Below are 23774 nucleotides of genomic sequence, written 5' to 3'. Positions count from 1 at the left end.
GCAGAGGCGCAGGCGCATCCTACTGACCCAGCGGCACCTGGCCGGTGTTGGCGCGACGCCGGCGGTAGAGCGACAGGCCCGCGATCGCTACGACGCCGACGAGCACGACGGCACCGCCGATCGCCGCCCACATGGCCCAGCCGCCATCGTTGTCTTCGGCGGGGATGACGATCTCCCCAGGCTCCCACGTCGTGTCGATGGGGTCGCCCTCCGGGGTGGCGAGTTGGGCGCGGGTGAAGTCGAGCGTCGTGCTGCCGCTTTCGTTCGCCGTGAAGAAGATGCTGGCGAGCAAGCCGCTGCCTTCGGCGCCATCGGGCGGTTCTTCTCCCAGGGTGACGCAGTAATAGCGGAGCGCGTTGGCGTCGATGACGGTTTCGGGACAGAACACCTCGCGGTCCGACGACGCGAGGAATTCGCCGATCTGGACGGTGTTGTCCTCGGTGGGATGTACGACTTCGCCATCGAAGTTCATGACGAACTGAAAGGCGCCGAGGTTCGACACGTTCTCGACGGAGACATCGATGCGAATGACGCGCTCACCGTCGCGGTCGACTTCTTCGGTGGTGGTTGTGATGGATGCGGCGCCCTCCTGTGCCGCGAGGGCGGAGGCTGTGAGCAGGGCGGAGCAGGCGATGGCAGCGAAGATGAGAAGCAGATTGGCGAGGCGGTTCATGTTACTCCACGGGGCACAGCGAAGGGGGACCGTCCCTCCCCTGTCCGCGGCGCATTATCCACACTGTGGCGGGGCGGGGCAAACGGCGAGTTGCGGGCGCGCTGCGCGACGTGACTTGACGCGGTGCGACGAAGGGCGTTGCAATCTGTTGACAGTGCGGGGCGCTCCCACGCTATACTTGCGCGCCGGATACCCGCATCTGGTGACCGACCCCCGCCGCAAGAAGGTTGACGAGACGAGCATAGCCCGCCCGCGTTTTGTTGTGTACGCGTAATGTCAGGGATGCTACTACGTTCGACGAGTATGGGTTCGGGAATGAGAGGCGGCAGGCATGTCTAGGCGTAAGCGCGTTGTCATCGGCATTCTCCCGTTGGCGGTGCTGGGGGCGATCCTGGTGCTCGCGATCGCCCGCATGGGTGAAGCGCAGGGTCCGCTGACCATGAGCATTGACGCGGACCCGACGAACGGCACGCGTCCCTGCGACCCGATAGACCCGATCGCTACCGTGCCACTGAACACGACCCACACGGTGGCCATATGCCTTGAGCACTATCTCACCGAGTTTGGTTCGCCGAATGCCTTCGACTCGCGTATGAGCTACAGCGTGCTGAACACGGCGCCTGAAACGCCGGACGCGGCGCCGGCGTTGAATGACAACCCGGACGCGAACGACGGCGCGGGCCCGAACTCGCTCGGGATCAACTGGGACTGCACGAGCTTCGGACAGTCCTTCCCGAAGGGAGATAATCCCAACACCGTGGGGGTCCGGGACGCGACGATCTTTTGCCAGGGGCTCAATGGTACCATCGAGCTTGCAGCAGAACCCGGACTCCTTGCCACGATCACGTTCCAGTCGGGGAGTGTGCCAGGTATCGACCCCTTGACGTTCATCGCTGGAACAAACATCTACTCGCTGGACTGCCCAGCCTTTGGCGGCGACGGCACGCTGACCTGCACCGGCGCGACGATCACGAAGGGGGCGCCGGCGACCGCCACGGCGACGAACACCGTCGCGGCGGCGACGAACACTTCGAGCCCGACGGCGACGCGCACGAATACGCCGAGCCCGACGGCGACGCGGACCAGCACGGCGACGCCAACCGCGACGAACACGGTGGCGGCGACGGCGACGTTCACATCGACTCCGACCGCGACCAATACCGCGATCGCGACGGCGACGAACACGGTGAGTCCGACTGCCACGAATACCGTGGCGCCGACGGCGACGTTTACGCCGACTGCGACCGCCACCAATACGGCGATCGCGACAGCGACGAATACGGTGATTCCGACGGCGACCAGCACGGTCGTGGGGGAAGCGACCGCAACGGCGAGTCCGACCGAAACGGCAGTGCCGACATCGACGAATACGCCGACGCCAACGCCGACGAGTGAGGCCACGGAGACGGCGGTGCCGACATCGACGAATACGCCGACGCCAACGCCGACGAGTGAGGCGACGGAGACGGCGGTGCCGACATCGACCAACACGCCGACGCCTACGCCAACGACGGAGGCGACGGAAACCGCGGTGCCAACATCTACCAACACGCCGACGCCGACCAATACGGCGCAGGCGACGAACACGGCGATTCCTACATCGACGAACACCGTGATACCGACGGCGACGAACACCGTGATACCGACATCGACGAACACGGCGATTCCGACGGCGACGAACACGGTGGCCGCGACGGCGACGAACACGACGGTGGCGGCGACAGCGACGGCGACCCGCACCGCGACGGTGACGCGCACGGCGACCGCGGTGCGCACAGTGACGCGGACGCGCACGCCGGAGATGACGCGCACGGCGGTGGTAACGCGCACGCCGGAGGTGACGCGCACGCCGGAAGCCGAGTGCCTGACGTTCGGCGAGAAGATCAGCCTGGCGATCGGCATCATCCTGCGCTTCGGCAGCGAAGAGGGTGAGCGGCGTTACAAGGCGAAGTACGACGTGAACGACGACGGCGTCATCGACTTCGATGACCTGCGGCAGGTGCTGGAGACGCCCACCTGCAAGAAACACAAGAAGCACCACCACTGGTGGTAATGAGCAACGGTGATTAGAGAAGAGGGCCGCGCGCATGCGGCCCTCTTTGTTGTGTGACGAGCAACCGGCGCGGGCGGACGCTGCGTTGCATAGGAAGAGGGCCGCAGCCATGCGCGCATGACGGCGGAAAACGCGACGTTGGCCGCATTGACGGCCCCGTTGTCGGCTGGGCGCCCATGGGTTAGACTGCGGCTCCCGCTCAACATTGGCACTATGGCACTGGAGCAACTGCATGCGGCTCTTGATTGGCTTCGGCGCCGTTTCGTCGGTCGTGGTCGCGGCGCTGGTCATGTTGACGGCATCGGCGTATGTCGAGCGCGAGAGCCGCGCCGAAGCGGCGACGACCGTGAACGTGTCAACCGTCGACTACGTGTTCGCGCCAAAGGTCGTGACGATCCAGGCGGGGGACACGGTGCGGTGGCTGAGCAATAATCTGGCGGGCGGCGACATCAGCAACCACACCACGACGTCTGACCCGGGCGTGGTGCCGGCATGGCATGGCGAGCTGCCGCCACCCGGTACGGAGTACAGCGTCACGTTCAACACGCCGGGCACGTACACGTACCACTGCGAGATCCACCCCGTGACGATGAAGGGCACGGTGATCGTCGCGGCGCCGACGGCGACGCGCACGCCGACGAGGACGGCTACGCCGAGCATCACGCCGACGGCGACGGCGACACCGGTTCCGAACGCCAACCCCTCGGTGACGGCGCAGGTGGACCCGATCGGCGGGCCGGACCCGCTCGACGTGACGCTGGACTGGTCCGCTTCGGACGCTGACCTGGAGCCGCTGGACGCGAACATCAACTGGGGTGACGCGAGCAGTGAGTCGACCGTCGTGGCGCCGCCGTACGCGCCGCAGAGCAGCCTTCACACCTTCACGGCGCCGGGCTCGTATCAGATCACGCTTGACGTCATCGACGGGGCAGGCGTCAAGGCGACGGTGAAACGCACGGTGTTGGTGGGGCCGGATACCGACGGGGACCAGGTTCCCGATGCATACGACAACTGCCCGCTGGTGGTGAATACAGGCCAGCAGAACGCGGACAACAGGCTGGACAACGGTCCGAACTTACATGGTGATGATCTCACCGTGCCCAACGCGCTCTCCGATAGCGAGGGCGACGCGTGTGAGACGGACGGAGACATCGATAACGATGGCCTGCCGGATGCCGACGAGAGTCCGCTCGCGAACTGCGGCGCGTTCGACGCCATCGTGGCGGCACATCCTTCGCCGGGGGGCGGCGACGTGACGAACGACGACGACGGGGACGGCGATCCGGCGCTGCCGATGGGCACAGACGCCGGCGACAACGGCCCGTCGTGGGACACGGACAACGACGGCGTCATGGATGGCTACGAGTGCGGGCAGGGGGCGAACCCGCGGGACCGGCTGAGCAAGCCGGTGGCGCTCCCGGACGACCACCTCGACTCGGACGGCGATGGGCTGCCGAACGGGTGGGAGCGCCGGGGCTGGGGCACGAGCATCTCATCGACGGACAGCGACGGTGACGGGCTGGGAGACTGCCGGGAAGCGGTAGACGTCGACGGGAACGGGGCGGTGAACTCGACGGGAGACTTCCAGTCGGTGGCGCGGGCGGTGTTCAGCTCGGCGGGAGCGACGCAGGCGTTCGACATTGACAGGAACGGGACCCTGAACTCCACGGGGGACGTCATCGAGTTCGCGCGCCGGGTGTTCCAGCAGCAGGACTGTGTGTGAGGCGCCACGGATGCGCTTCCCGCCGGCAAGCGTGGGCTCCGGGATTTGCAGACACGACGGGGGGTCTTCTTTCCATAATCAGGAGCGCGTCAATGACGAGATTCTTGGGGGCGCGTTTGTAATGGTATTGACATTGCGGCCCCCTGGGCCGCAGAATCGCCCGCAGGTTCCCCGCCGCAGCAGACCGTAGTTGAGGATGCCCTTCGGCCGGAGTGATCTCCGGAAGATGAAGGGTGCATGGGGGGCCAATTTGCTCGGTTCTCACCGGGTCAGGAGCGTCGTTGCGGCGATAGTCGTGTGCGCCGCGACGTTCGTCGTGTATTCGATCGCCTCCGTGGAGAACGATCCTTCGGTGACGACGGACGCGCCGTTCTACGTCCCGTTCAGCACGGTGTATGTCACCGGCACGAACATGGACCCGAACGTCTCCTATGACATCGTCACGGTACGGCCGGACGGCAGCGTCGTCAGCGGCGACGCAGCGCACAATCCGATCCCGCCGGCACCGTACGACAGCGTGGTCGCCGACGAGAACGGCACGTTCAACTACGAATACCTGCTCACTGATCTGGAGGGGTTCTACGACGTCAACGTCTACCGCTCCTCGGACACGAGCCACGCGACGCTGATTGCGACGACGACGTTCGAGGATGCGATCGTGGTAAACCTCGACCAGTGCTCGAACGGTTCGCCGAAGTTCCTGGATCTGCACTGTGACTGGCAGAACGGCAACCTGAACGGCGGCAACTCGACGTACGCGGAAGGCGACTCGGTGCCGTTCCGCTACGAGATCAAGGGTCTTCCGAACACGCCGGGCACGCACACGTTCGTGATCGCCTACGACTTCTCGCGGAACGGGATCAAGGCGTACGACTTCCTGACGAAGTACAACGTCACGCAGACGGGCGCCGACCCGTGCTCGGGGAGCGCCGCAGCCCCGGACCTGTGCCCTGGCCTACCGTTGAATCCGCCGCAGTGCTTCGCGTTCCCGAGCGACCCGTTCCTGGCGCCGGCGCTCAGTGTCGCGGGTGCGGAGACCAACTCCGGGCTCACGCGCTGCCTGGGGATTTACGGCGGAACGATCACCGCGATCAGCGTGCCGACGCACACGCCGGCGGTCTTCGACAACAGTAATTCGATGGCCGAAATACTCGTGACGTACACGAACGCCGGTTCGAAGGTGGTGTTCGTGTGGGGTGGGCACCTGGCGTACAGCGGTTACTGGGGCGCCGGTCAGGGCGCCGGGAGCCATTCGGGCTCTTCGTTCCATATGTTTGCGGAGAAGCCCGACGGGCAAGGCGGCAAGCAACAGGACCGCAGCATTCAGCTCAGCGCGATTTCGACACCGACGCCGAACCCGACGAACACCGCGACGCGCACGCCGACGAAGACGCCGAGTCCGACGAAGACGGCGACGGCCACGGCGACCAAGACGCCGACGCCGGTGACGCCAACCGCCACAAAGACGGCGACCGCGACGCATACCCACACGCCGACGAACACCGTATCGCCGACGCACACGCCAACGGCGACGAATACCCACACGCCGACGAATACGCACACGCCGACGCCGACGAATACGCACACGCCAACGCCGACGAATACGCACACGCCGACACCGACGAATACGCACACGCCGACACCGACGAACACGCACACGCCGACACCTACGGATACGCACACGCCGACCGCCACGGCGACATTCGCGCCAACGCACACGCAGACGCCGGTGCCGACGGCGACGAACACGGCGACGGCGACGCATACGGCGGAGGCGACGGCGACGAATACGGCCGTGCCGACGGCGACGGTGACTCAGACGCCGGGTACGCCGACGGCAACCGGGACGCCGGTCGGGGACGGTGACGTGAGCCTGAACAAGGACGCTGACCCGTCGGACCCGGACATCGATGACGTGGTGAATCTGTGGCTTTGTGAGCCGCCGTATGACGGCACGTTCGCGGAACCGAATCCGCCGGGTTCATTCACGATGGGATCAGCGCCCTGCGAGAACAACGGCGAAGGCCGGCTGCTTCTGGCGGAGGTGCTGGTGAACGTGACGGACCCCGAGGGTCTGGGGGCGTTCGAATTCCAGGTGAAGTTCGACCGCGAGGTCTTTGACATTGAAGTGTCGTCGACGGGCTTCCTGTACAGCACGGGGCGGATCGCCGGCATTGGCGGCTGCGATTACAGCGTGATCAACGAGAACGCGATCCTGTTCGGCTGCGTCTCGAAGGATGATCCGAACACGCCGGGCGTGGGCCTGGGTCCGATGGGTGCGGGCGTCGTCGCGGTGCTGGAGATCGTTCCGGAACCGGACATGAAGTACAGGCTGCACCCGGGACAAGAGAACGGGGTGACGCGCGTGATCCTGGACGAGAACTGTGAGGCGGCGGACATCTACGGCGACCCGCTGGCGTCGGCTTTCGGCGTGCCGTTGCCGGGGATTGTGACCGGCGGGCTGATCGAGGAGTGCGGCGACGTCAGCGTGACGGTGCGCATCCTGGAGGGTGACCTGAACCTCGACTGCAGCGTGAGCCTGTTGGACGACCAGGGCATCGCATGGCGGTATGGTGCGTTCTTCGGGAGCACGCGGTATGACCCGTGGTACGACCTGGAACCGGCGCTCAAGGACTTCGACATTGATGTGAAGGACGTTCAGAAAGTATTCGGGCGCAACGGCAGCACGTGCGAGGATCCGATTCCAGAACAGCCGCCGGTGAACGGCCTGTCTAATACATCGCCGTAGTTCCCGGTCGACTACGACCCCCGAGTCGCCTTCACTTCCGTTTATGTTCGTGCCTGTGGCATACTGCGGCACATTTATGCGACTGCTTCTTATGTCCTTGCTCTTTGGCGCCGTGTTCGTGCAGGCTTCGTGCACCGACGATGGCGATGACGACCCTGACGACGGCGGGGACACCCGAACGACGGTCGCCCGCGCGGACCCTACGGTGATCGGTCAGGATGTCAGTTTCCCATCGAAGGGGTACAGCGCGCGGATCCCGCAGGGCTGGACATTCGACCCGAACGCCATCGTCTTCGGTAATCTTTCGTCTGACCTGTTCCTGGCGCCGGCGGGAGCGGACCCCGTCCAAGCGAGCATCGCGGTCACCTGCGAAACGATCCCGGCAGCTCTTTCGCTGCAGGAGTACGTGGAAGCAAAAACGGCTACGCTTGAGGAGCTGACCGGAAGCGAGCTTACTCCGAGGACGGTTCAGGTATCGGGACAGGAGGCTTCGCAGGTCGAGTACGGCCAGACGCGCGAAGACATTACGCTCTCGAGACGGGATGTGATCACGGTCGAGGACGAGTGCGCGTGGTCGATCTCGCTTTCCGCGCCGGGCGGTCAGCTCGCCGATTATGAGGACGTATTCAACTCCTTCCTCGCAGAGTTCGTGTTCACCTAGGTCAAACACCTCTCAGCTTCTTCAGGAGGACAGGGCATGAAGGCTTGGCGGCTCATCGCACTCGCGTTGGTGCTGGGGATGCTCGGCGCGATCCCGGCGGCGCGCTCCGACGCGCAGGAGGAGCCGGTCATCTTCATCAGCATTGACGCGAATATCGATAACGGCGCGTGCAGGACGGACGGCGGTCAGCCGAGCATCGACAGCGTGACGGAAGTGGCCTCGGGCGCGACGTACGAGGTAGGCGTCTGCATCTCCGGCCACCAGATAGCGCCGAACGCGATCGAGATCCGCGTGCTCTACGACCCAGAGGCGACCGAGGTGCCGGAAATCGAAGACCAGGCACCGGCACTGGACGACAACCCCGATGCGAACGATGGAGATGGTGGAACGGAAGGTGTGCGGCTGGGTGAGGGGTGGGACTGTTCGATCCCGCCGGCGGAGGTCTTTCCGAAGGGGGAGGATCCGAATACGCCGGAGACCGACGCCTTCATCTTTTGCTTGACGTCGTTCGTGACGCCAGACACGGACCTGACCGCATCGCCGGGACTGCTCGCGACACTGACACTTCGGGCAACGAGCGATGGCGTGGAGACGTTGGAGCTTGGACCGCGTACAAACGTGTTTGGTGTGAACTGCCCGACACCAGGGCAAGTGATGTGTGAGAACGCCACGATCTACGTCGGAGAGGATGTGCCGCCCGAGGCGATCGCGACGGAGACGGCGGCAGCGGTAGCGGAGGCGGAGACGGCGGTCGCAGGCGGGTCGGCGACGGCGGTCGTCAGCGGTGGTACGGAAACTCCCGACAGTCAATCGACGAGCGCGGCTGCGACGAGCGTGGCGCAGCGGGGAGCGGCGACGGCGGGCGCTTCGCCTGACGGGCGACCGACTTCGAGCGGCGACGACGCTGCAGATGGTGAAGATGACTCTGACTCCGAGTCGGACACCGACTGGGTCGTGCTGGTGCTGATCCTCGTGGGCATCGGCGCGGTAGCCGTCGCGGGTGTGCTCGGCTACCGCTTCTGGATGCGCCGGGGCTCCTGACCTAGAGGCAGGGCCCCGGCCCGAAGACTACGTTGGCGATCAACGCCAGGTCGCCCGTGGAGTTGACCGATCCGTTCTTGTCCAGGTCGAAGTCACCGCTCTTGGTCGGCGGCGATGGGAAGAAGATTGCCTTCGCGACCGCTTCAAAGTCGCCGGTCGAGTTGATGGTGCCGTTACCGGTGACGTCGAATGCCTCCCGGCAGTCGCCCAGCCCGTCGCCGTCAGTATCAACCTTCGATGGGTCGGTGCCCCAGCCGCGGCGTTCCATGCCGTTGGTGAGGCCATCGCCGTCGTCGTCCAGCCCGTCTCCAGGTGCGGCCGGCGGCTTCAGCAAGGGGTTGGCGGGGTTGGCCCCGTGGCTGCACTCATAGCCATCGAGGACGCCGTCCCCGTCAGAGTCCCATGATGGTCCATCATCGGAGAGGTCGTTGTCTCCCCCAATCGGCCCGACCGGGTCACCGTTCCCGTCATCGTCGTACGTGACATCGAGCGTTGGGAAGCCGGGGTCGGTGGGTGGGAAGCCGCAGCCGGATACTTCCTGGAGATCGGGCAGGCCGTCGTTGTCGGCGTCGCTGTCGCAGGCATCGCCGAGGGCGTCCTGGTTCGGCACGGTGCCGTCATTGCCGGCGACGCCGGGACCGTTATCTATAGGAAGAAGAAGCGTGTTCGTCTGCAAGGGGTTGTAGACGGACGGGCAGTTATCCGTCGCATCGCCGATGCCGTCCAGATCGCCATCGCCGGGCACGAACGGCTGCGGCGGCGGACAGGAGTTGGGCAGGAACACGGCGGCGAAGAAGAACGGGAGGTCGCCGGTGGAGTTCAGGGTGCCGGACTTATCGCGGTCCATGACGCCGCTCTTGGTCGGTGGGCTAAGAATGAAGACTGCTTCAGCGACGTAGGTCATGTCGCCGGTGGAGTTGACGATGCCGTTTCCATCGATGTCGGCGATCTCGTGGCAGTCGCTGAGGCCGTCGCCGTCGCTGTCGGTCAGATGAGGCAGCGTGCCCCAGCCTGCGCGCTCGGAGCGGTTGGAGATGCCGTCGCCGTCATCGTCGTTGTTGTCGCCGGCTTGCGCGGCGGGCTTGAGCAGCGGGTTGTTGGGGTTGCTGCCCAGGCGGCATTCTTCGCCGTCGAGGACGCCATCTCCGTCGGTGTCCCAGGAGGGGCCGTCGTCGGAGAGGTCGGAGTCCGTGCCCAACGGGGGCACGGGGTCGCCGTCGCCGTCATCGTCGTAGGTATCGTCGAGCACCGTGGTGCCGGGATCGGTCGGACCGAAGCCGCAGCCGATCAGTTCGAGCAGATCATGCAGGCCGTCGTTGTCGCGGTCGGCATCGCAGGCGTCACCGATGTTGTCGTCATTGGGTACGGTGATGTCGTCGTTCGGGGTCGGCCCGTTGTCGATGGGTGAGATGGGCATGTTCTCCTGGCCGGGGTTCGCCACATCGATGCAGTTGTCGTCCACATCGAGCACACCGTCGCCGTCGATGTCGGAGAGGGAGGCGGGCGTCGATGTGCTCGTGGGTGTCGCCGTGTTTGTCGGGGTGGGCGAAGGCGTGCTCGTCGGCGGCGTGGAGCCCTTGGTGATGGTTGCGCCGGTGCAGACGAGGTCGCCGAGGTTGCAGTCCAGTGCGTAAATGTTCGTGCCCGAGATGAAGGCCAGGGAGTCGATGCCGTTGGTATTGCCGGACTGGAACGTGATCGTAGCGAGCAGGCCGGGCTCTGCTTCGAGCTCCAGGCTTCCTCCGTTGCAGAAGATCGTCGCGTCACGGGTACCCACGGTGTTCGGGTTGTCTCCCTTCGGGAACGACTGTCCGAAGCTGGTGCAATCCCAACTGGTGCCAAGTGAGTTGGGGCCAGCGCCGTCGTTGGCGTTGGGGTTGTCGTTCAGCGCCGGCGCCGCGTCGGCGACTTCCGGCGCGGTGTTCAGCGTGGTGTAGCTGACGCGCGCGTCGAACGCGTTCGGCGAACCGAAGTCCGTGAAGTAGTTGCTCAGGCAGACCGCCACTGTGTGCGTGGTGTTGAGGGGGACGGTGGTGGTGGCGTCGATCGGGTCGCAGGGCCCGGAGCCGTTGGCGGGGTCGGCATCGAGGCTCAGCTCGAGCGGCGGAGCGCCGGCGCGCGCGCCTTCACGGGCGACGAGCCATGCCGAGCCAACCGCGAGCACGGATACGACGAGCACCGCGATCTTGATGTGTTGTGATGTGAGCCTCATCATCGCCTCCTGCGCAGACGCCCGGAGGCAATCTCCCGGCGGTGCGGCGATTATAGGCCCGTGCCGATGGGATGAGAACCCCTAATCTGCCATTGGCTCGCCGGGGATGAACATGGCGCCGTCCCAGCGGTAGATCCGCCGGTACGGGCTGCCGGGCGCGTACGGATCCGTGGACGCGAGACCTTCGATGACGATCTCGCTGATGCCGTCGTCCTCCAGATCCTGGACTGAAGCGGCGACGCCCCATGGCTCGAGATCGTCCGGCATTTTGGGGATGAGGTCGGCGTACAGGTCCTGGCCGCGGCGGCCGCCGACGGCGTAGACCGTCGGGAAGCACTTCGCGTCGATGCACTGGTGCGTGACGAAGACGATCTCGCCGGAGCCATCGCCGTTGATGTCGCCGGTGCTGAGCAGCGAGCGCTTCGTGTCGCGTTGGGGCACGAGCGCGCCGTAGTGTGGCAGCGTCTCGAAGGCGATGCGCATCTCTTCGTCGGGGACGGCATCGTAGACGACAACATCGGTGGCGAGCAGGAGGTCGCCCTCCATCATGCTGACGACGATGACCATCTCGTCTTCGGGATCATCATCGGTGTTGGCGTGCGTGCAGCGGGGGGCTTCGCCGATCTCCGGCATGTCCCATGCCTGGAGGATGGCGTCGGGACAGGCATCGATGGTGGCGCCGGTGTCCTTCATGTACGTGAGGATGACCTTGCCGAGATCGGTGAAGCCGCTGAAGTCGGTCTTGAGCGGAGGGATTTCGACCTGGCTCTCGGTGTCATCGCTGCCGCAGCCGGCGGTGAGCGCGGCGGCCGCCAACAGCAGGACGAGCGCGCGGCGGATCATTCGTCGCCGCCCTGGGCGATGGGCTGCTGCACGAGATGGTAATCGACATCGAGGAAGGTGCCGCGGGTGTCGCTGAAGCGGACGATGCACTGCTCGATGGCCGCTGAGTCCGGCGTCGAGAGCTCGAACGAAGAGACGGCGGCGGGAGCGAGCACGGGGGTGTTGAGGGCCTGCGTCCGCTCATCGACGAGCTGGCCGCCGTTATCGATGAAGGAGGCGACGGCTTCGAGGCTTTCGAGCGGCGTGTCGGTCATGTTGCGGACGGTGCCGGTGACGGTGACGTTGCGGGTCTCCTGGTTGGAGGCGCAGCGCTGGGTGACGATCTGGAGGTCGTAGGCGATAGCGGTTGGCTGGGGCTCGGGTTCATCGTCGTCGCCGCCGCAGGCGAAAGAGGCGGCGGCGAGCGCGAGGGCGCAGGCGGCGAAAGCGAGTGGTCGGAACATCGAAAACCCATCCCCAATTTTACGCCGCGCAACCGCGTTCGAGACGGGCTGGATACCACATGGCACGGCAGGCGGTCAAACGGCGAGCGGGCGGCGGGTGACCGGGATCCGAACATATCAAATCCGTCTCTAATCCGCGGCGAAATATCGGCTTTTTAGATCCTTGACGGATAGGCGGTACCTGTTGACATCGTCCCGTAACAGTGCTGTAATAACGCCCGTCCCCGCCATTACGTCTGATTGCCATCGAGTGCCTGCGCGCTGCGAGCGTAGCGGGGTGTGCATTGCACGCTGTTTCCCCCCGTCTGCCCTTCGGCGACTGATCCGTGAGTGTGTCCGACAAGGAGGTACAGGGCTGAAGCAAACCTAAACAACCGCAAGACGGGAGTCCCACGAACGGACAATGCAGGAGGTTCTACCTTGCGATTCTTTAAACTGGCGTCGGTCTTCGGACTGTTCGCTATCGCCATAGCGGCGGGGCTGAGCGTTTCGGAACGCTCCTTCGCCGACCATGGGCCGGGAGTTCAGACGTTCACCATCGACGGTGGAAACTGTCTGAACGACACCCTGCCCTTTACGGAGGCCCAGGCAGAGGCCGGCACCATCGCGGTGCCGCTGGTCCCGGTCTGCGGCGCTGAGACCAAGACGATTGGCAGCAGCCCGGGCATTACGGCGTACAACACGATCGGCCTGGGCACGCGCGCCGGCCTGCCGTTGACGTACACCGGCCCCGGCTGGGTCGTCGACAACGATGCAGCGATCGTCGATAATTCGATTTCCGGCGACATCATCAGCTTCATCGACCTCTTCTGCGACTCCACGGTCGATGCGTTTGCCTCGCCAGGCGGCACGGGCAGCACCGGCGAGGACTACAGGGAGCAGACGACGGCGTGGTCCACGACGAGCGGGCCGCCCGACGTGACGATCAACGGCAAGAACGTGCAGGGCTTCGCCGACGAGACATTCCTCGACACGGCGATCCCGAGCACGAGCGTGTACGACAAGATCGTGCGCTTCCGCGCGGACGCGACGACGGTGTGGATCGGCGGCGACGGCGGCATCAGCAACCAGCTGGGCACGATCACGCCGATCAACCTGATCACCATGCACCCGCAGTTCTCTCCGGCGGGGACGCAGGTGAGCCTGGCGCTGCTCGGCGGCGCTCCCTCACCGCCCGGCACGCAGTTGCTGTGCCTGGACACGCCGCAGGCGAGCATCACGCACACCGATGGCGCCTACACGGCGAACCCGGCGGCAAACGGCCTGTACGCGCGGTGGACGGCGATTATCAGCGCCGGCGACCCGCACACGGGCGACGCGCACGCCAAGGTGATCACGAACTGCAAGGCGATCGGCATTTCCTTCACGGACGCCGACGGTGACTGTCTCTCGCCCACGTCGAACGCGGGCGCGAGCGCGACGGACGCCGCTGACGGCGACCCGGACCAGGACGACGACGGCCTGCTGGACGGCGTCGAGGTTGCGTGGGGCACGAGCCCGACCGACTCCGACTCGGACAACGACGGCCGCTCGGACTGGGAAGAGATGCTGGGCCCGAACCAGTTCCTGACCGACCCGACGGACACGCAGTCGGTGCTGCCCGGAGACACGGACGGCGACGGCGACGCGGACGGCGGCTTCTGCCTGGACGCGGGCGTCGATGGCATTCCGGACTCGCCGGACTCCAACGGCGACGGCACGCTCGGCGACCTGCACAGCACGAACTTCGACACGAGCGGCGATGGCAGCAGCCACGTCATCTCGGGTGCGCAGCTCGTGGAGTGCGCCGGCGGCGACACGACCGAAGGTGACAACTGCGGCACCGTTTCGAATGGCACGCAGGACAACTTCGACGGCGCAATGCCGAACGGCGACCGGCTCGGCGACGCCTGCGACGGCGACGACGACCAGGACGGCGTCAACGACAAGCTGGACGGCGGCGTACAGCCCATGTACTTCGATGCGCTCGCCGCACCTGTCGGCACCACGGGCGGTGCGAGCCGCTGCCACAAGGACATCCGGCCGCTCAAGAACGTGAACAGCGCATCCAACGCCACCCCGATCGTTGTCGGCGTGACGGGCCACGGTTACTCGAATGGCGACTCGGTGACGATCACCGGCGTCCTGGGTAACACGGCGGCGAACGGCACGTTCGTCATCTCGGCCGTGGGCGCGAACACCTTCACGCTGAATGGGTCCGCCGGCAACGGCGTCTACATCAGCGGGGACGCCGACAAGGCGCAAAAGCAGGCTGACCTGCCGGAGATCGGAGCGTCGCTCGGCGCCCTGGACCCGGACAGCGACGGCGACGGGTACCTGGACGGCGCGGAGTGCGCCCTGGGCACCAACCCGGCCAGCCTGGCGAGCGTACCGGGCTTCCCGGGCGCGAACGACAATGACCGGGACGGCCTGCTTCCGGACGTGGAGCGGTTCTACCGGACGGGCACGTTCAGCGGCACGGCCAACGAGGACGTCGACGGCGACGGCCCGGCCGGCTGCAGCACGGCGACCCCGACGATCTGCGGCACAGAGGACGTCGACAGCGATGGCGACGGACTGAAGGACCGCATGGAAGCGACGATCCTGGGCACGAGCCCGTTCAGCGTCGACAGCGACAATGACGGGATCAACGACCCGAACGAGACGTTCCCGGGCTCCGAGTGCGGCCTGATTGCCTACGGCAACGCGCACGTGAAGGAGTTCTCGGTCACCCGCATGGGCTTCGAGGACCTGACGGTGCCGTGGTGGGACGGCGGTCCGACGGAGTGCGGCGTCACGTGGCGCGGCTTCGTGGACGGCGACGGCGACGGCCTGGTGGACACGGGTGAGCCGACGGGCGCGAACTGCGCGGGCGTCATCACGCGGTCACCAGATCTGGACGTGACGTTCGACGACGACCTGGACGGCAACACCACGGCGGGCACGCTCGGTGGCAACGACCCCGACGGCTCCCCGGGTGGCGACGACCTGGGCGGCGACAACGGCACGGCGACCGACAGTGACGGCGACGGCCAGATCGACGGCGCCGAGTGCAACCCGCCGAACGGCGGCGCTGCCACCAACCCGAACCTCAACACCAGCAGGCTGACGCTTGTGCAGTGCGGCCCTTCGGCAAGCGCTGACACGGACGGCGACGGTCTGCTTGACCGGTGGGAGAACTGCAAGTGGGGCACGAACCCGGCCGTGGCGGACACGGACGGAGACGGCGTGGGCGACTGCAAGGAAGTGCTTGACGTGGACGGCAACAAGAGCGTCCAGACGACGGGTGACTTCCTGGCGATCGCCAACGTGCACTTCAAGAGCGGCACGACCGGCAAGGACGGCGTGTACGACCTTGATGGCAACAACAGCGTCCAATCGACCGGAGACTTCCTGGCATCGGCCGCGAGGATCTTCGGTACGGGTGGCCAGCCCTGCCTCTAGGGCAGGGACACGAAGGCAGCCAGCAGCCCCGCCGTGGGTGGGAGACATCCCATCCACGGCGGGGAACCGCAAAGCGAGGAGGTGACGGCAGAGCACAACAAGCACAGCAGAGGTGGAACAAAACGGAAGCCCTAACCCCGAAGGCACCCCGCCGTATGGAGGTTAAGCAAGGTTATGCTTCATTCATTGAGGCAGTGGACGCTGGTGCGACCGATCATGCTGCTCGCGGTTGCCGCGATCGTCATGGTGACGCTCAGCAGCGTCCATGTAACATCCGGCAAGAACACCGCCGAGGCGGTGGGACAGCTGGAGCTGTACTTGGACGTCGTCAACGACGGCGACGACTGTGACATCGCGGACAGTGCGACGGCCGTATTGGTCGGCCAGCAGCACGATGTCCAGGTCTGCGTGCGGAACTACATTTCGGCGATTACTGCGTTCGACGCGCGCGTTGAGTACGCCGGTGGTGGTGTACCAGCGAACCAGTTGAACACGGCGCCGGAAGTGGCCGACGCGGCACCCGCGGTCGACGACAACCCGGACGCCAACGCGGGCGCAACGGGCGTCGCGATGGGCGGCCTGGGCGCGGGCACGGACTGCACGGGCTTCGGTGCACAGTTCCCGAAGGCGGAGAACGCGAACACTGTGGCGGCCACGGACACGATCATCTTCTGTTCGGGCGCCATGGGTGACGCGGCGCTGGCATTCGAAACGACCGGTTTCCTGCTCGCGACGATCGACATGACCGCCATTGACAACGGTGTCGATGCACTGACGTTCGCGGCGGGCACGAACATCTCCGCGTTCGACTGCGGCACTGTCGACCTGACGTGCACGGGCGCCTTTGTCCAGAAGCTGGACTCGGCCGACCTGAGCATTACGAAGACGTCTAACCCGACAGTTCCCCTGGCGGGGCAACCCCTGACCTACACGGTCACGGTGACAAACGGCGGTCCGGCGGCTGCGCCGAACCCCACGGTTATCGACGACCTGCCGGACGACCAGGTCCTGACGGCATGCGTGATCAACCACCCGGACCTTCCGCCGAACTACGACGGATTCAGCGGTACGCCGCTCTGCAACGTCCTCGATGCTCCCTCTAACCAGTGGACCATCGGTGGCGGCGGGGCGTTGAACCTCGACCCGGGTCAGAGCTTTACGGTTGACCTGACGGTCGACATTCCGCTGGAGGCAGCGGGCAAGACGCACCTCAACGTAGCGGCCGTTATCGACTTCGTGCCGAACGTGCTGCCGCCGCAGGTTGGCGTGCCCGACCCCGACTTCCTGCAGCACCTGATTGACGCAGCTGCGATCTTCCCGAACCCGCTCGACGCGTTGGAGGCGGCGATCTTCAGCTGTCTCAACGAGCGGCTCGCGAACGTCGACCTCAACGGCGACGGCCAGATCTGCGACAACGCTACGGCGCTTCAGCAGACGGTTGCGCCGGCGGACCTGACGGTCACCAAGGAAGCGGACGCGGCTTCGGTCGGCGTCGGCAGCCAGGTGACGTGGACGGTCACGGTTGACAACGACGCGGCCGCATCGACGGCCTCGGCGATTTCGGTCACCGACACCGTTGACATCAACCAGTCGATCGTATCGGCTAGCGGTACGGACTGGACGTGTGCAGCACCGGTCCCGGCGAACCCGGCACCGGGCAACTCTGTCACGTGCACCTACGACCTGACGGTCGCGCCAGGCGCATCTGCCTCGTTTGACGTGGTAGCGGACGTGCTTGACTCGCCCGCGAACATCACGTGCGAGAACACGGCGGTCGCCACGTGGGCGGACCCGGTCGAAGCGACCGGCACCGGCGACGTGTTCTGCCTGCCGCCGGACGTGGCGATGTACAAGGACAAGCACCCGGAGACTCCGGAGCGCGACAACGTGGTCAACCTCTGGATCTGCGAGCCGCCGTACGACGGCGTGTACCAGAACGCGCCGCCTCCGTTCGGCTCGTTCGGACCCGGCTCGACGATTTGCAACGAGAACGGCGAAGGCCGCTTGCTCCTGGCCGAAGTGCTGACGAACATCTTCGACCCGGAGGGCCTTGGTGCGTTTGAGTTCCAGGTCAAGTTCGACCACAAGATCTTCGACATCAACGTGACGCGGACGGACTTCCTCTACAGCACGGGCCGCATCCCCGGCATTGGCGACTGCAACTTCAGCATCGTCAACGAGAATGCGATCCTCTTCGGCTGTGTGTCGAAGGAAGACCCGAACGTGCCAGGCATCGAACTCGGCCCGACGGGCAGTGGTACGGTGGCGATACTCGAAGTGACTCCCGAGAGCGACATGAAATTCCGGCTCCACCCGGGGCAGGAAAACGGTGTTGTTCGCCGGATCCTCGACGAGAACTGTGAAGCAGCCGACATCTTCGGTGACCCGGTCGCCGACGGACTCGGCAACCCGCTTCCTGGTATCGTCACCGGTGGTCTTATCGCGGACTGCGACGACGTCGATGTGACGGTGCGCATCCTCGAAGGCGACCTGAACCTCGACTGCATCGTCGACGTGCTCGACGACCAGGCGATCGCGTGGCGCTACGGTGCCTTCTTCGGCAGCCTGCGCTACGACCCGTGGTACGACCTTGAGCCGGCGTTGAAGGACTTCGACGTCGACATCAAGGACCTGCAGAAGGTATTCGGACGCAACGGTTCGACGTGCTCGCAGTCCGGTCTGCCTGAGGACGGGACATTCCCGGCTCAGCCGCCGGTCGAGGCACTCTCGAACGGTCCGCTCTGATGAGCTTCTGATCTCGGAGGGGAGGCCCTATACTGGGCCTCCCCTCTCGGGGAAAAGACACACGTGGGGAGCTGTGCCTGTTTCGGCGGGCTGGCTCCCCACGCTTGTTCTGAAATGCGTGGCAGTTGGACACGTTTGAAGTTGGATGGTGGTTGGCGAGGAGTGGGTTCCCAACAGATGGTAAAGCTGATGAGACAACACGCCCTGACGTGGTTGGGGTTGGGGATGCTGGCGGCGGCGTTTGTCGTAGGTTCGAGCGCCCGGCACCTGGACGCGGCAGGGACGACGGAGCTGGCGCTGACGCCGGCATCGCAGAACCGATCCGTGGGGGACGAGTTCGAGATTCAATTTTCGGCACAGAACTTTCAGAACATGGGGGCCTTCGAGGTCCGGGTGGGATTTGACCCGGACATCCTGGAGTTTGTAAGCGCTACGCCGACCGACCTGATCACGAGCACGGGGCGGATGAGTTCGTGCTCGAAGTACCTGGGCGACGACTACATTCAGTACGGCTGCAATACGACAGGGAGCGCTGACTCGGGCGTCAACGGCGGCGGCGAAGCAGCGACGTTGCGCTTCAAGGCGATCGGCGCGGGCACGAGTTCGCTGGTGTTCCGAGGGTGGAATCTGGCTTCGCCGCTGGGCGACGATGCCTGGGGCGAAGACAACGATGGCGACGGGCGGTTCAATGAGGATCCGACGGACGGCTTCGACTACGACGACGACGGACAAATGGATGAAGACGGCCCGGAATCGAACCTGATCCGGCTTGCGGAGTCCGTGGTGCGCGTAGTGGGAGAAGGCGAACCAACGCCGCAGAACCTGCCATCGACGCCGACGCCGAACGCGGCGAACCTCACACCAACGGCGATCCCGGGGGCGAACCAGTCCGGCACGCAGCGGGAGTACCTGCCTTCGCAGTCCAACGGCGGGGATGATGACGGGAGCGGCGTTGCGGGCAGTCGCACGGGACGCGTCGCGCCACGGTCGAACTCCGGTTCGAGCACGGGCAGCGCGGACGGCGCGGCAGCGGGGGACAGCGATTTTCCGATTGCGGGACACGGTCCGGGTTCGGGTGACAAGCCGGCGGCGCCGTGGCTTCCGGTTGCAGCACTGAGCATCGTTGGTTCGGCGCTGGTGTTCTTCGGTTGGAGATCATCGAGGAGCGCACGGACAGGCTAGTTTATCCAACCTCTCGCGGATTCGAGAGCCATGCAGGTGGGAGCTAGCAGGGCATCTGATTATGGGTTCATATCGGAGAATTCTGGCGACCACGTTCGTCGTACCGGCGATGGTGGCACTCACGCTGATCGTGGGTTCGGGAGTGCGAGCGGTGCAGCCGCCGGCTTCGGTGGCCACGGGCGATCCGCCGCAACAGATCATCTATCCGCCTGTGGGCGGGATGCGAAACAGCGGCGCGACGGTGAGCAATCCTGTCGGCACGCTCGAGACCGCGATCCTGGTGAGCGATACGAAGCTGTTCCGTGCGGGCGGTCTTGTGCGCATCGACACGGAACTGATGCGGATCACATCGGTAGACGTGACGGCGATCGTCGTGCAGCGGGCGTTTCGCACGCCGGCGATGGGGTGCAACTGGTGTACGACCGGTCCGGCGACGCACGCGATCGGCGCGCAGGTCTTGACGGACTACACGGAGATGCGTCTGAACGCATCGGCGGTGACGCACCTCGAAACCGGCGTGACGTTGGCATCGCCGATCGATGCGGTGACGTCGGAAGCGAGCAGTGCGGTGCTGGGTCAATCGGCGACCGCGGCGAACACGACGTTGATGGTGAGCGACGTATCACCGCTCGAGGGATCGGCGACCGTCGCATTCGAAGGGGTGGCGCACAACTCGACAACGAACGGTTCATTCCTGGGATCCACAGGTCGCGATACGTCGTTTTGCGGGATACAGGGTGCGTCGCCGAACCATGTGTGGTTCGCGTGCACGACAACGGGAGATAACCCGCCGAACGGTCCGAACGGAAACGGACTGCTGGCAACGGTGAGCCTGAACGTGAAGCCTGCTTCGGTCGTGAACCTGGATCTCTTCGACGTGGAGCTGGCACACCCGCAGCCGCCGGACCCGCAATGTCCGCCCGAGGAGTGCCCGCCGCTGATCGCGCAGGAAGTGCTGGACGGCTGGATCGCGGTCGGCGGCGCGACGGCGCCGAGCAGCTCTCCGAGCCCGACGCCCGGGCTGATCTCCGTGTACCTGCAACCGGCGGGACAGATCGCTGGTCTGAACGCGAATGTGAACGTCGAGGTGCGCATTCAGAACGTGACGAACCTTGGCGGTTACCAGTTCAAGCTCAAGTGGGACCCGGCGCCTGAAACGTTGACGACGACAGGCATGCGACGGGGATACCTCACGGACGCCGGGGCACCGTGGGATCGCGGCGTAACGCTCTCGGGCGCGATCGATGACACGCAGACGTCCATGGGGGTTGCGAATGCGAGCGCGCTGCAGCCGGGCTGGACGGCGATGGCAGATAACGAAGAGATGCTGATCGCGAGCGTTGCGGCGCCGAATATCACCGTCGTGCGCGGGTACCGCGGGACGAGCGCGGCGAGCCACGCCAATGGGATCCCCGTATATGCAGGGCCGGAGCGCGTGTTTGTGACGCGCACGATCGGCGCCGCGGTGCCGCACACGGCGCTGGCGGAGCTTGTGGCGCCAAACCGCGTCATCCGCGTGTCGAATGCGGCGCCGCTCGCGGGTCAGAACTCGTTGAAGATCGGCACGGAACAACTCAAACCGGCGCAGAATCTCGCGCGGACGTACCGGTCGAACGTGGGCACGCTATCGACGGGGATGAATGCGTCGGCGACGTCGGCGACCGTGCCGAGTGCGGTGACGGTGGGCAGCGTGATGAGAGTGGATCACGAACTGATGGCGGTCACGGCCAAGAGCGGCAGTTCCGCGACGCTTGTGCGCGGGTTTTGGGGTTCGAGCGCGGTTTCGCATTCGCCGGGCGCCGTCATCGGCGTGATAGGGCCGGAAGCGAACAGCGTGCGCGTGGCGCGCGCGGCGTACGGCACAACGGCGGCGGCCCATGCCACGAACGACCTGGTGTATGACGCGGACGGGCTCGGCGCGTTCGCCTACACGGTGGGAAGCACGTTCCCGGCGACGGGACAATTCGGGGGGAGCCAGGCGCCGCCGACGGTGCTTTCTTCGGCGGTGGACGGCGTTGTGACGACACTGCCGGTGAGCGACATCAAGGCGATCGTCGACAACGACAACGACGGCCTTGTGAACGAAGACCTGCCCGACCTGATTGATAACGACCTGGATCTGTTGAAGGATGAGGATCCGGCGTTCGAAACGGGTTGGACGCTGGTGATCACCAGCGGTGGTTTACGCGAATACGTGCGGCTCGTGTCCGCAACCGGCGACGGCCCGGGCGGCGCACAGGACGTGCTGGAAGTGCAACGCGGTTACGGTACGCCTGCGATCGCGCACAGCGCCAGCGACACGGTGGGTCCGGTGATCCTGGAGATGCCATGGGCGACCGATGGCGGGTGGCTGGGTTCGACGGGGCGCACGTCGTCCTGTGTACGCACGAAGGCTCCCGCGCTCGACTCGATCAATGTGAGCTGCACAACGACCGGAACGGCACTTGGTCCGGCGGGTGCGGGCGTCCTCGCGAACACGCGCATTTCGGTGTCTGAGATGATGCCACGCGTGGGGGCGCGGCCGGCGACACTCTCGGGCGTGACGTTAACGGATGTTACGGGGACATCGATCCCGCTCACTGCGACGAACGGGATCGTGCGGCCGGTGCGCTGTCCCGATTTCGACGGCAACGGCAACGTGAACTCGACGGGGGACTTCCTGAGCCTGGCGAACGTGTTGTTCAAGGGGCAGACGGCGCTGCCTCAGCACGACATGGATTTGAACGGCACGCTGAACTCAACGGGAGACTTGATCTCGGCAGCCTGGATTATCTTCGTGAGCGCGCCGCAGCCCATTCGGTGCGCTCCGCTGGGGTCGTGGTGACGCGGCGAACGTGAACTTGACAAGGCATTGCGGCAGGAAGCCGCTGTGACAATCTGTTGACTTAAGGAGAGTACCTCCTGTATACAAGTCCGGCAGTTTGACCCGGTGGCGGGTCATTTATCCACGCCTTCACGAACACATTGATGGCAGCAGGCATCGGGTCAAGGAGGAGAGCCATGCGCAAACTGTGCGTTGTCACAGCGGCGGCGGTCGTATCGATAGTGATGACAGCCGTGCTTGCGGGGATTCCCGGGTCGAGAGAGCCGGCATCCGCCGGCCTGCCAACCGGGGTCATCTTGAGCATCGACGCGAACCCGGGGAACGGCACGCGGCCGTGCGATCCGATCGACCCGACTTCGTCGGTGGCACTCAGCACGAGCCACTCGGTGGCCGTCTGCCTGGACAACTATCTTCAAACGCAGGGCTCGCCGAACGCATTCGACGCACGCGTTCAGTACAGCGCGATCAACATCGCACCCGAGGCCCCGGATGTCGCGCCGGCGTTGAACGACAACCCGAACGCGAACGATGGCGCAGGGCCGAACAGCCTGGGTCCGGGTTGGGACTGCACGGCCTTCGGGCAGTCATTCCCGAAGGGCGACAACCCGAACACGGCGGGTGTCCTCGATGCCACCATCTTCTGCAACGGTGCCACGTTAGAGTTGACCGCGGAGCCCGGTTTGCTTGCGACGATCGACTTCCAATCAACGAGCACGAGCGGCACGGACATTTTGAGTTTCCTTGCGGGCACGAACATCTACGCGTTTGACTGCGGCACGGTGGACCTGACCTGCACAGGCGCGACGATCACGAAGGGCGCGGGCGGTACCGCTCCGACGGCGACTTCGACATCGACGCCGGGTTCGGTGACGCCAACGAATACGAAGGGTCCGGGCGGCACGGCAACGCCGACGCCGACGCCTCCTGGCGCGGGCGGGGAGACGCCGCCACCTTCGGGGACGACGGAGCCGCCGCCGCCACCGCCGCCCGGAGGCGGTACAGCGCCCACGACGACGGGCGGAGGGACGGGCGCCGGCGGCGTACGGCCTCCCTCGACAGGTTCGGGCGGCGAGTCATCGATGGTGAGCACGCAGGGCCTGCTGATCGCGCTGATGGCGGTCGTAGGCGGAGCGGCGGTGACGGGCGCGGGCTGGCGCATGCGACGCGGCAAGCGGCAGTAACGCGCCGAGGCGACACGTATT

At 65.5% G+C, this 23774-nt stretch carries 16 protein-coding genes; 10 read left to right on the top strand and 6 right to left on the bottom strand.

Going from position 1 to position 23774, the window contains the following annotated elements; translation table 11 throughout:
• Positions 1 to 19 precede the first annotated feature (19 nt).
• The 3 genes from WEB52_05335 to WEB52_05325 form a co-directional block, all read right to left on the bottom strand.
• Complete coding sequence (locus WEB52_05335) at positions 20 to 673, bottom strand: cohesin domain-containing protein (GenBank protein MEX2225857.1); 654 nt, start codon at positions 671 to 673, stop codon at positions 20 to 22.
• Between the two features lie 597 nt (positions 674 to 1270).
• On the bottom strand, positions 1271 to 1471 hold the full coding sequence (locus WEB52_05330) for a hypothetical protein (GenBank protein ID MEX2225856.1): 201 nt from the start codon (positions 1469 to 1471) through the stop codon (positions 1271 to 1273).
• A 108-nt stretch (positions 1472 to 1579) separates the two neighbouring features.
• Positions 1580 to 2521 carry a hypothetical protein gene (locus tag WEB52_05325; protein ID MEX2225855.1) on the bottom strand — a complete coding sequence of 314 codons (942 nt, stop codon included), beginning with the start codon at positions 2519 to 2521 and terminating at the stop codon, positions 1580 to 1582.
• Between WEB52_05325 and WEB52_05320 the strand changes: the two genes are divergently transcribed.
• The 5 genes from WEB52_05320 (at position 2490) to WEB52_05300 (ending at position 8900) form a co-directional block, all read left to right on the top strand.
• Entirely contained in the window at positions 2490 to 2726 is a 237-nt protein-coding gene (locus WEB52_05320; protein MEX2225854.1) for a hypothetical protein, read from the top strand. The two genes, WEB52_05325 and WEB52_05320, sit on opposite strands and share 32 nt — an antisense overlap.
• 232 nt (positions 2727 to 2958) lie before the next feature.
• The gene (locus tag WEB52_05315; GenBank protein ID MEX2225853.1) at positions 2959 to 4449 is read left to right on the top strand and encodes a plastocyanin/azurin family copper-binding protein; all 1491 of its coding nucleotides are present in this window, start codon (positions 2959 to 2961) and stop codon (positions 4447 to 4449) included.
• Between the two features lie 334 nt (positions 4450 to 4783).
• A complete protein-coding gene (locus WEB52_05310) occupies positions 4784 to 7198 on the top strand; it encodes a hypothetical protein (protein MEX2225852.1) in 2415 nt (804 codons plus the stop codon).
• Between the two features lie 76 nt (positions 7199 to 7274).
• On the top strand, positions 7275 to 7859 hold the full coding sequence (locus tag WEB52_05305) for a hypothetical protein (protein ID MEX2225851.1): 585 nt from the start codon (positions 7275 to 7277) through the stop codon (positions 7857 to 7859).
• Between the two features lie 36 nt (positions 7860 to 7895).
• The gene (locus WEB52_05300; GenBank protein MEX2225850.1) at positions 7896 to 8900 is read left to right on the top strand and encodes a hypothetical protein; all 1005 of its coding nucleotides are present in this window, start codon (positions 7896 to 7898) and stop codon (positions 8898 to 8900) included.
• Between the two features lies 1 nt (position 8901).
• Here the strand turns inward: WEB52_05300 and WEB52_05295 are convergent, their stop codons facing one another.
• The 3 genes from WEB52_05295 to WEB52_05285 form a co-directional block, all read right to left on the bottom strand.
• Positions 8902 to 11112: a thrombospondin type 3 repeat-containing protein gene (locus WEB52_05295; protein ID MEX2225849.1), complete on the bottom strand. Its 2211-nt coding sequence runs from the start codon at positions 11110 to 11112 to the stop codon at positions 8902 to 8904.
• Positions 11113 to 11193: 81 nt separating this feature from the next.
• Positions 11194 to 11955 (bottom strand): hypothetical protein, encoded by a 762-nt coding sequence (locus tag WEB52_05290; protein ID MEX2225848.1) that lies wholly within the window; start codon positions 11953 to 11955, stop codon positions 11194 to 11196.
• The gene (locus WEB52_05285) at positions 11952 to 12398 is read right to left on the bottom strand and encodes an FxLYD domain-containing protein (protein MEX2225847.1); all 447 of its coding nucleotides are present in this window, start codon (positions 12396 to 12398) and stop codon (positions 11952 to 11954) included. The genes WEB52_05290 and WEB52_05285 overlap by 4 nt, the downstream gene beginning before the upstream one ends.
• Positions 12399 to 12818: 420 nt before the next feature.
• Here WEB52_05285 and WEB52_05280 point away from each other — a divergent pair, with 420 nt between their 5' ends.
• The 5 genes from WEB52_05280 (at position 12819) to WEB52_05260 (ending at position 23753) form a co-directional block, all read left to right on the top strand.
• A complete protein-coding gene (locus WEB52_05280) occupies positions 12819 to 15821 on the top strand; it encodes a hypothetical protein (GenBank protein ID MEX2225846.1) in 3003 nt (1000 codons plus the stop codon).
• A 186-nt stretch (positions 15822 to 16007) separates the two neighbouring features.
• Positions 16008 to 18566 (top strand): DUF11 domain-containing protein, encoded by a 2559-nt coding sequence (locus tag WEB52_05275; protein ID MEX2225845.1) that lies wholly within the window; start codon positions 16008 to 16010, stop codon positions 18564 to 18566.
• Positions 18567 to 18755: 189 nt separating this feature from the next.
• Positions 18756 to 19748, top strand: a complete 993-nt coding sequence (locus tag WEB52_05270; GenBank protein ID MEX2225844.1) for a cohesin domain-containing protein — start codon at positions 18756 to 18758, stop codon at positions 19746 to 19748.
• Positions 19749 to 19809: 61 nt separating this feature from the next.
• Positions 19810 to 22572 (top strand): hypothetical protein, encoded by a 2763-nt coding sequence (locus tag WEB52_05265; GenBank protein MEX2225843.1) that lies wholly within the window; start codon positions 19810 to 19812, stop codon positions 22570 to 22572.
• Positions 22573 to 22748: 176 nt separating this feature from the next.
• Positions 22749 to 23753, top strand: a complete 1005-nt coding sequence (locus tag WEB52_05260) for a hypothetical protein (GenBank protein MEX2225842.1) — start codon at positions 22749 to 22751, stop codon at positions 23751 to 23753.
• Positions 23754 to 23774 lie beyond the last annotated feature (21 nt).

The organism is Dehalococcoidia bacterium (genome assembly GCA_040902535.1).
Classification (GTDB): domain Bacteria; phylum Chloroflexota; class Dehalococcoidia; order DSTF01; family JACRBR01; genus JBBDXD01.
The sequence above is the reverse complement of the archived record's forward strand: the minus strand, read 5'-3'. Positions and strand labels throughout refer to the sequence as shown.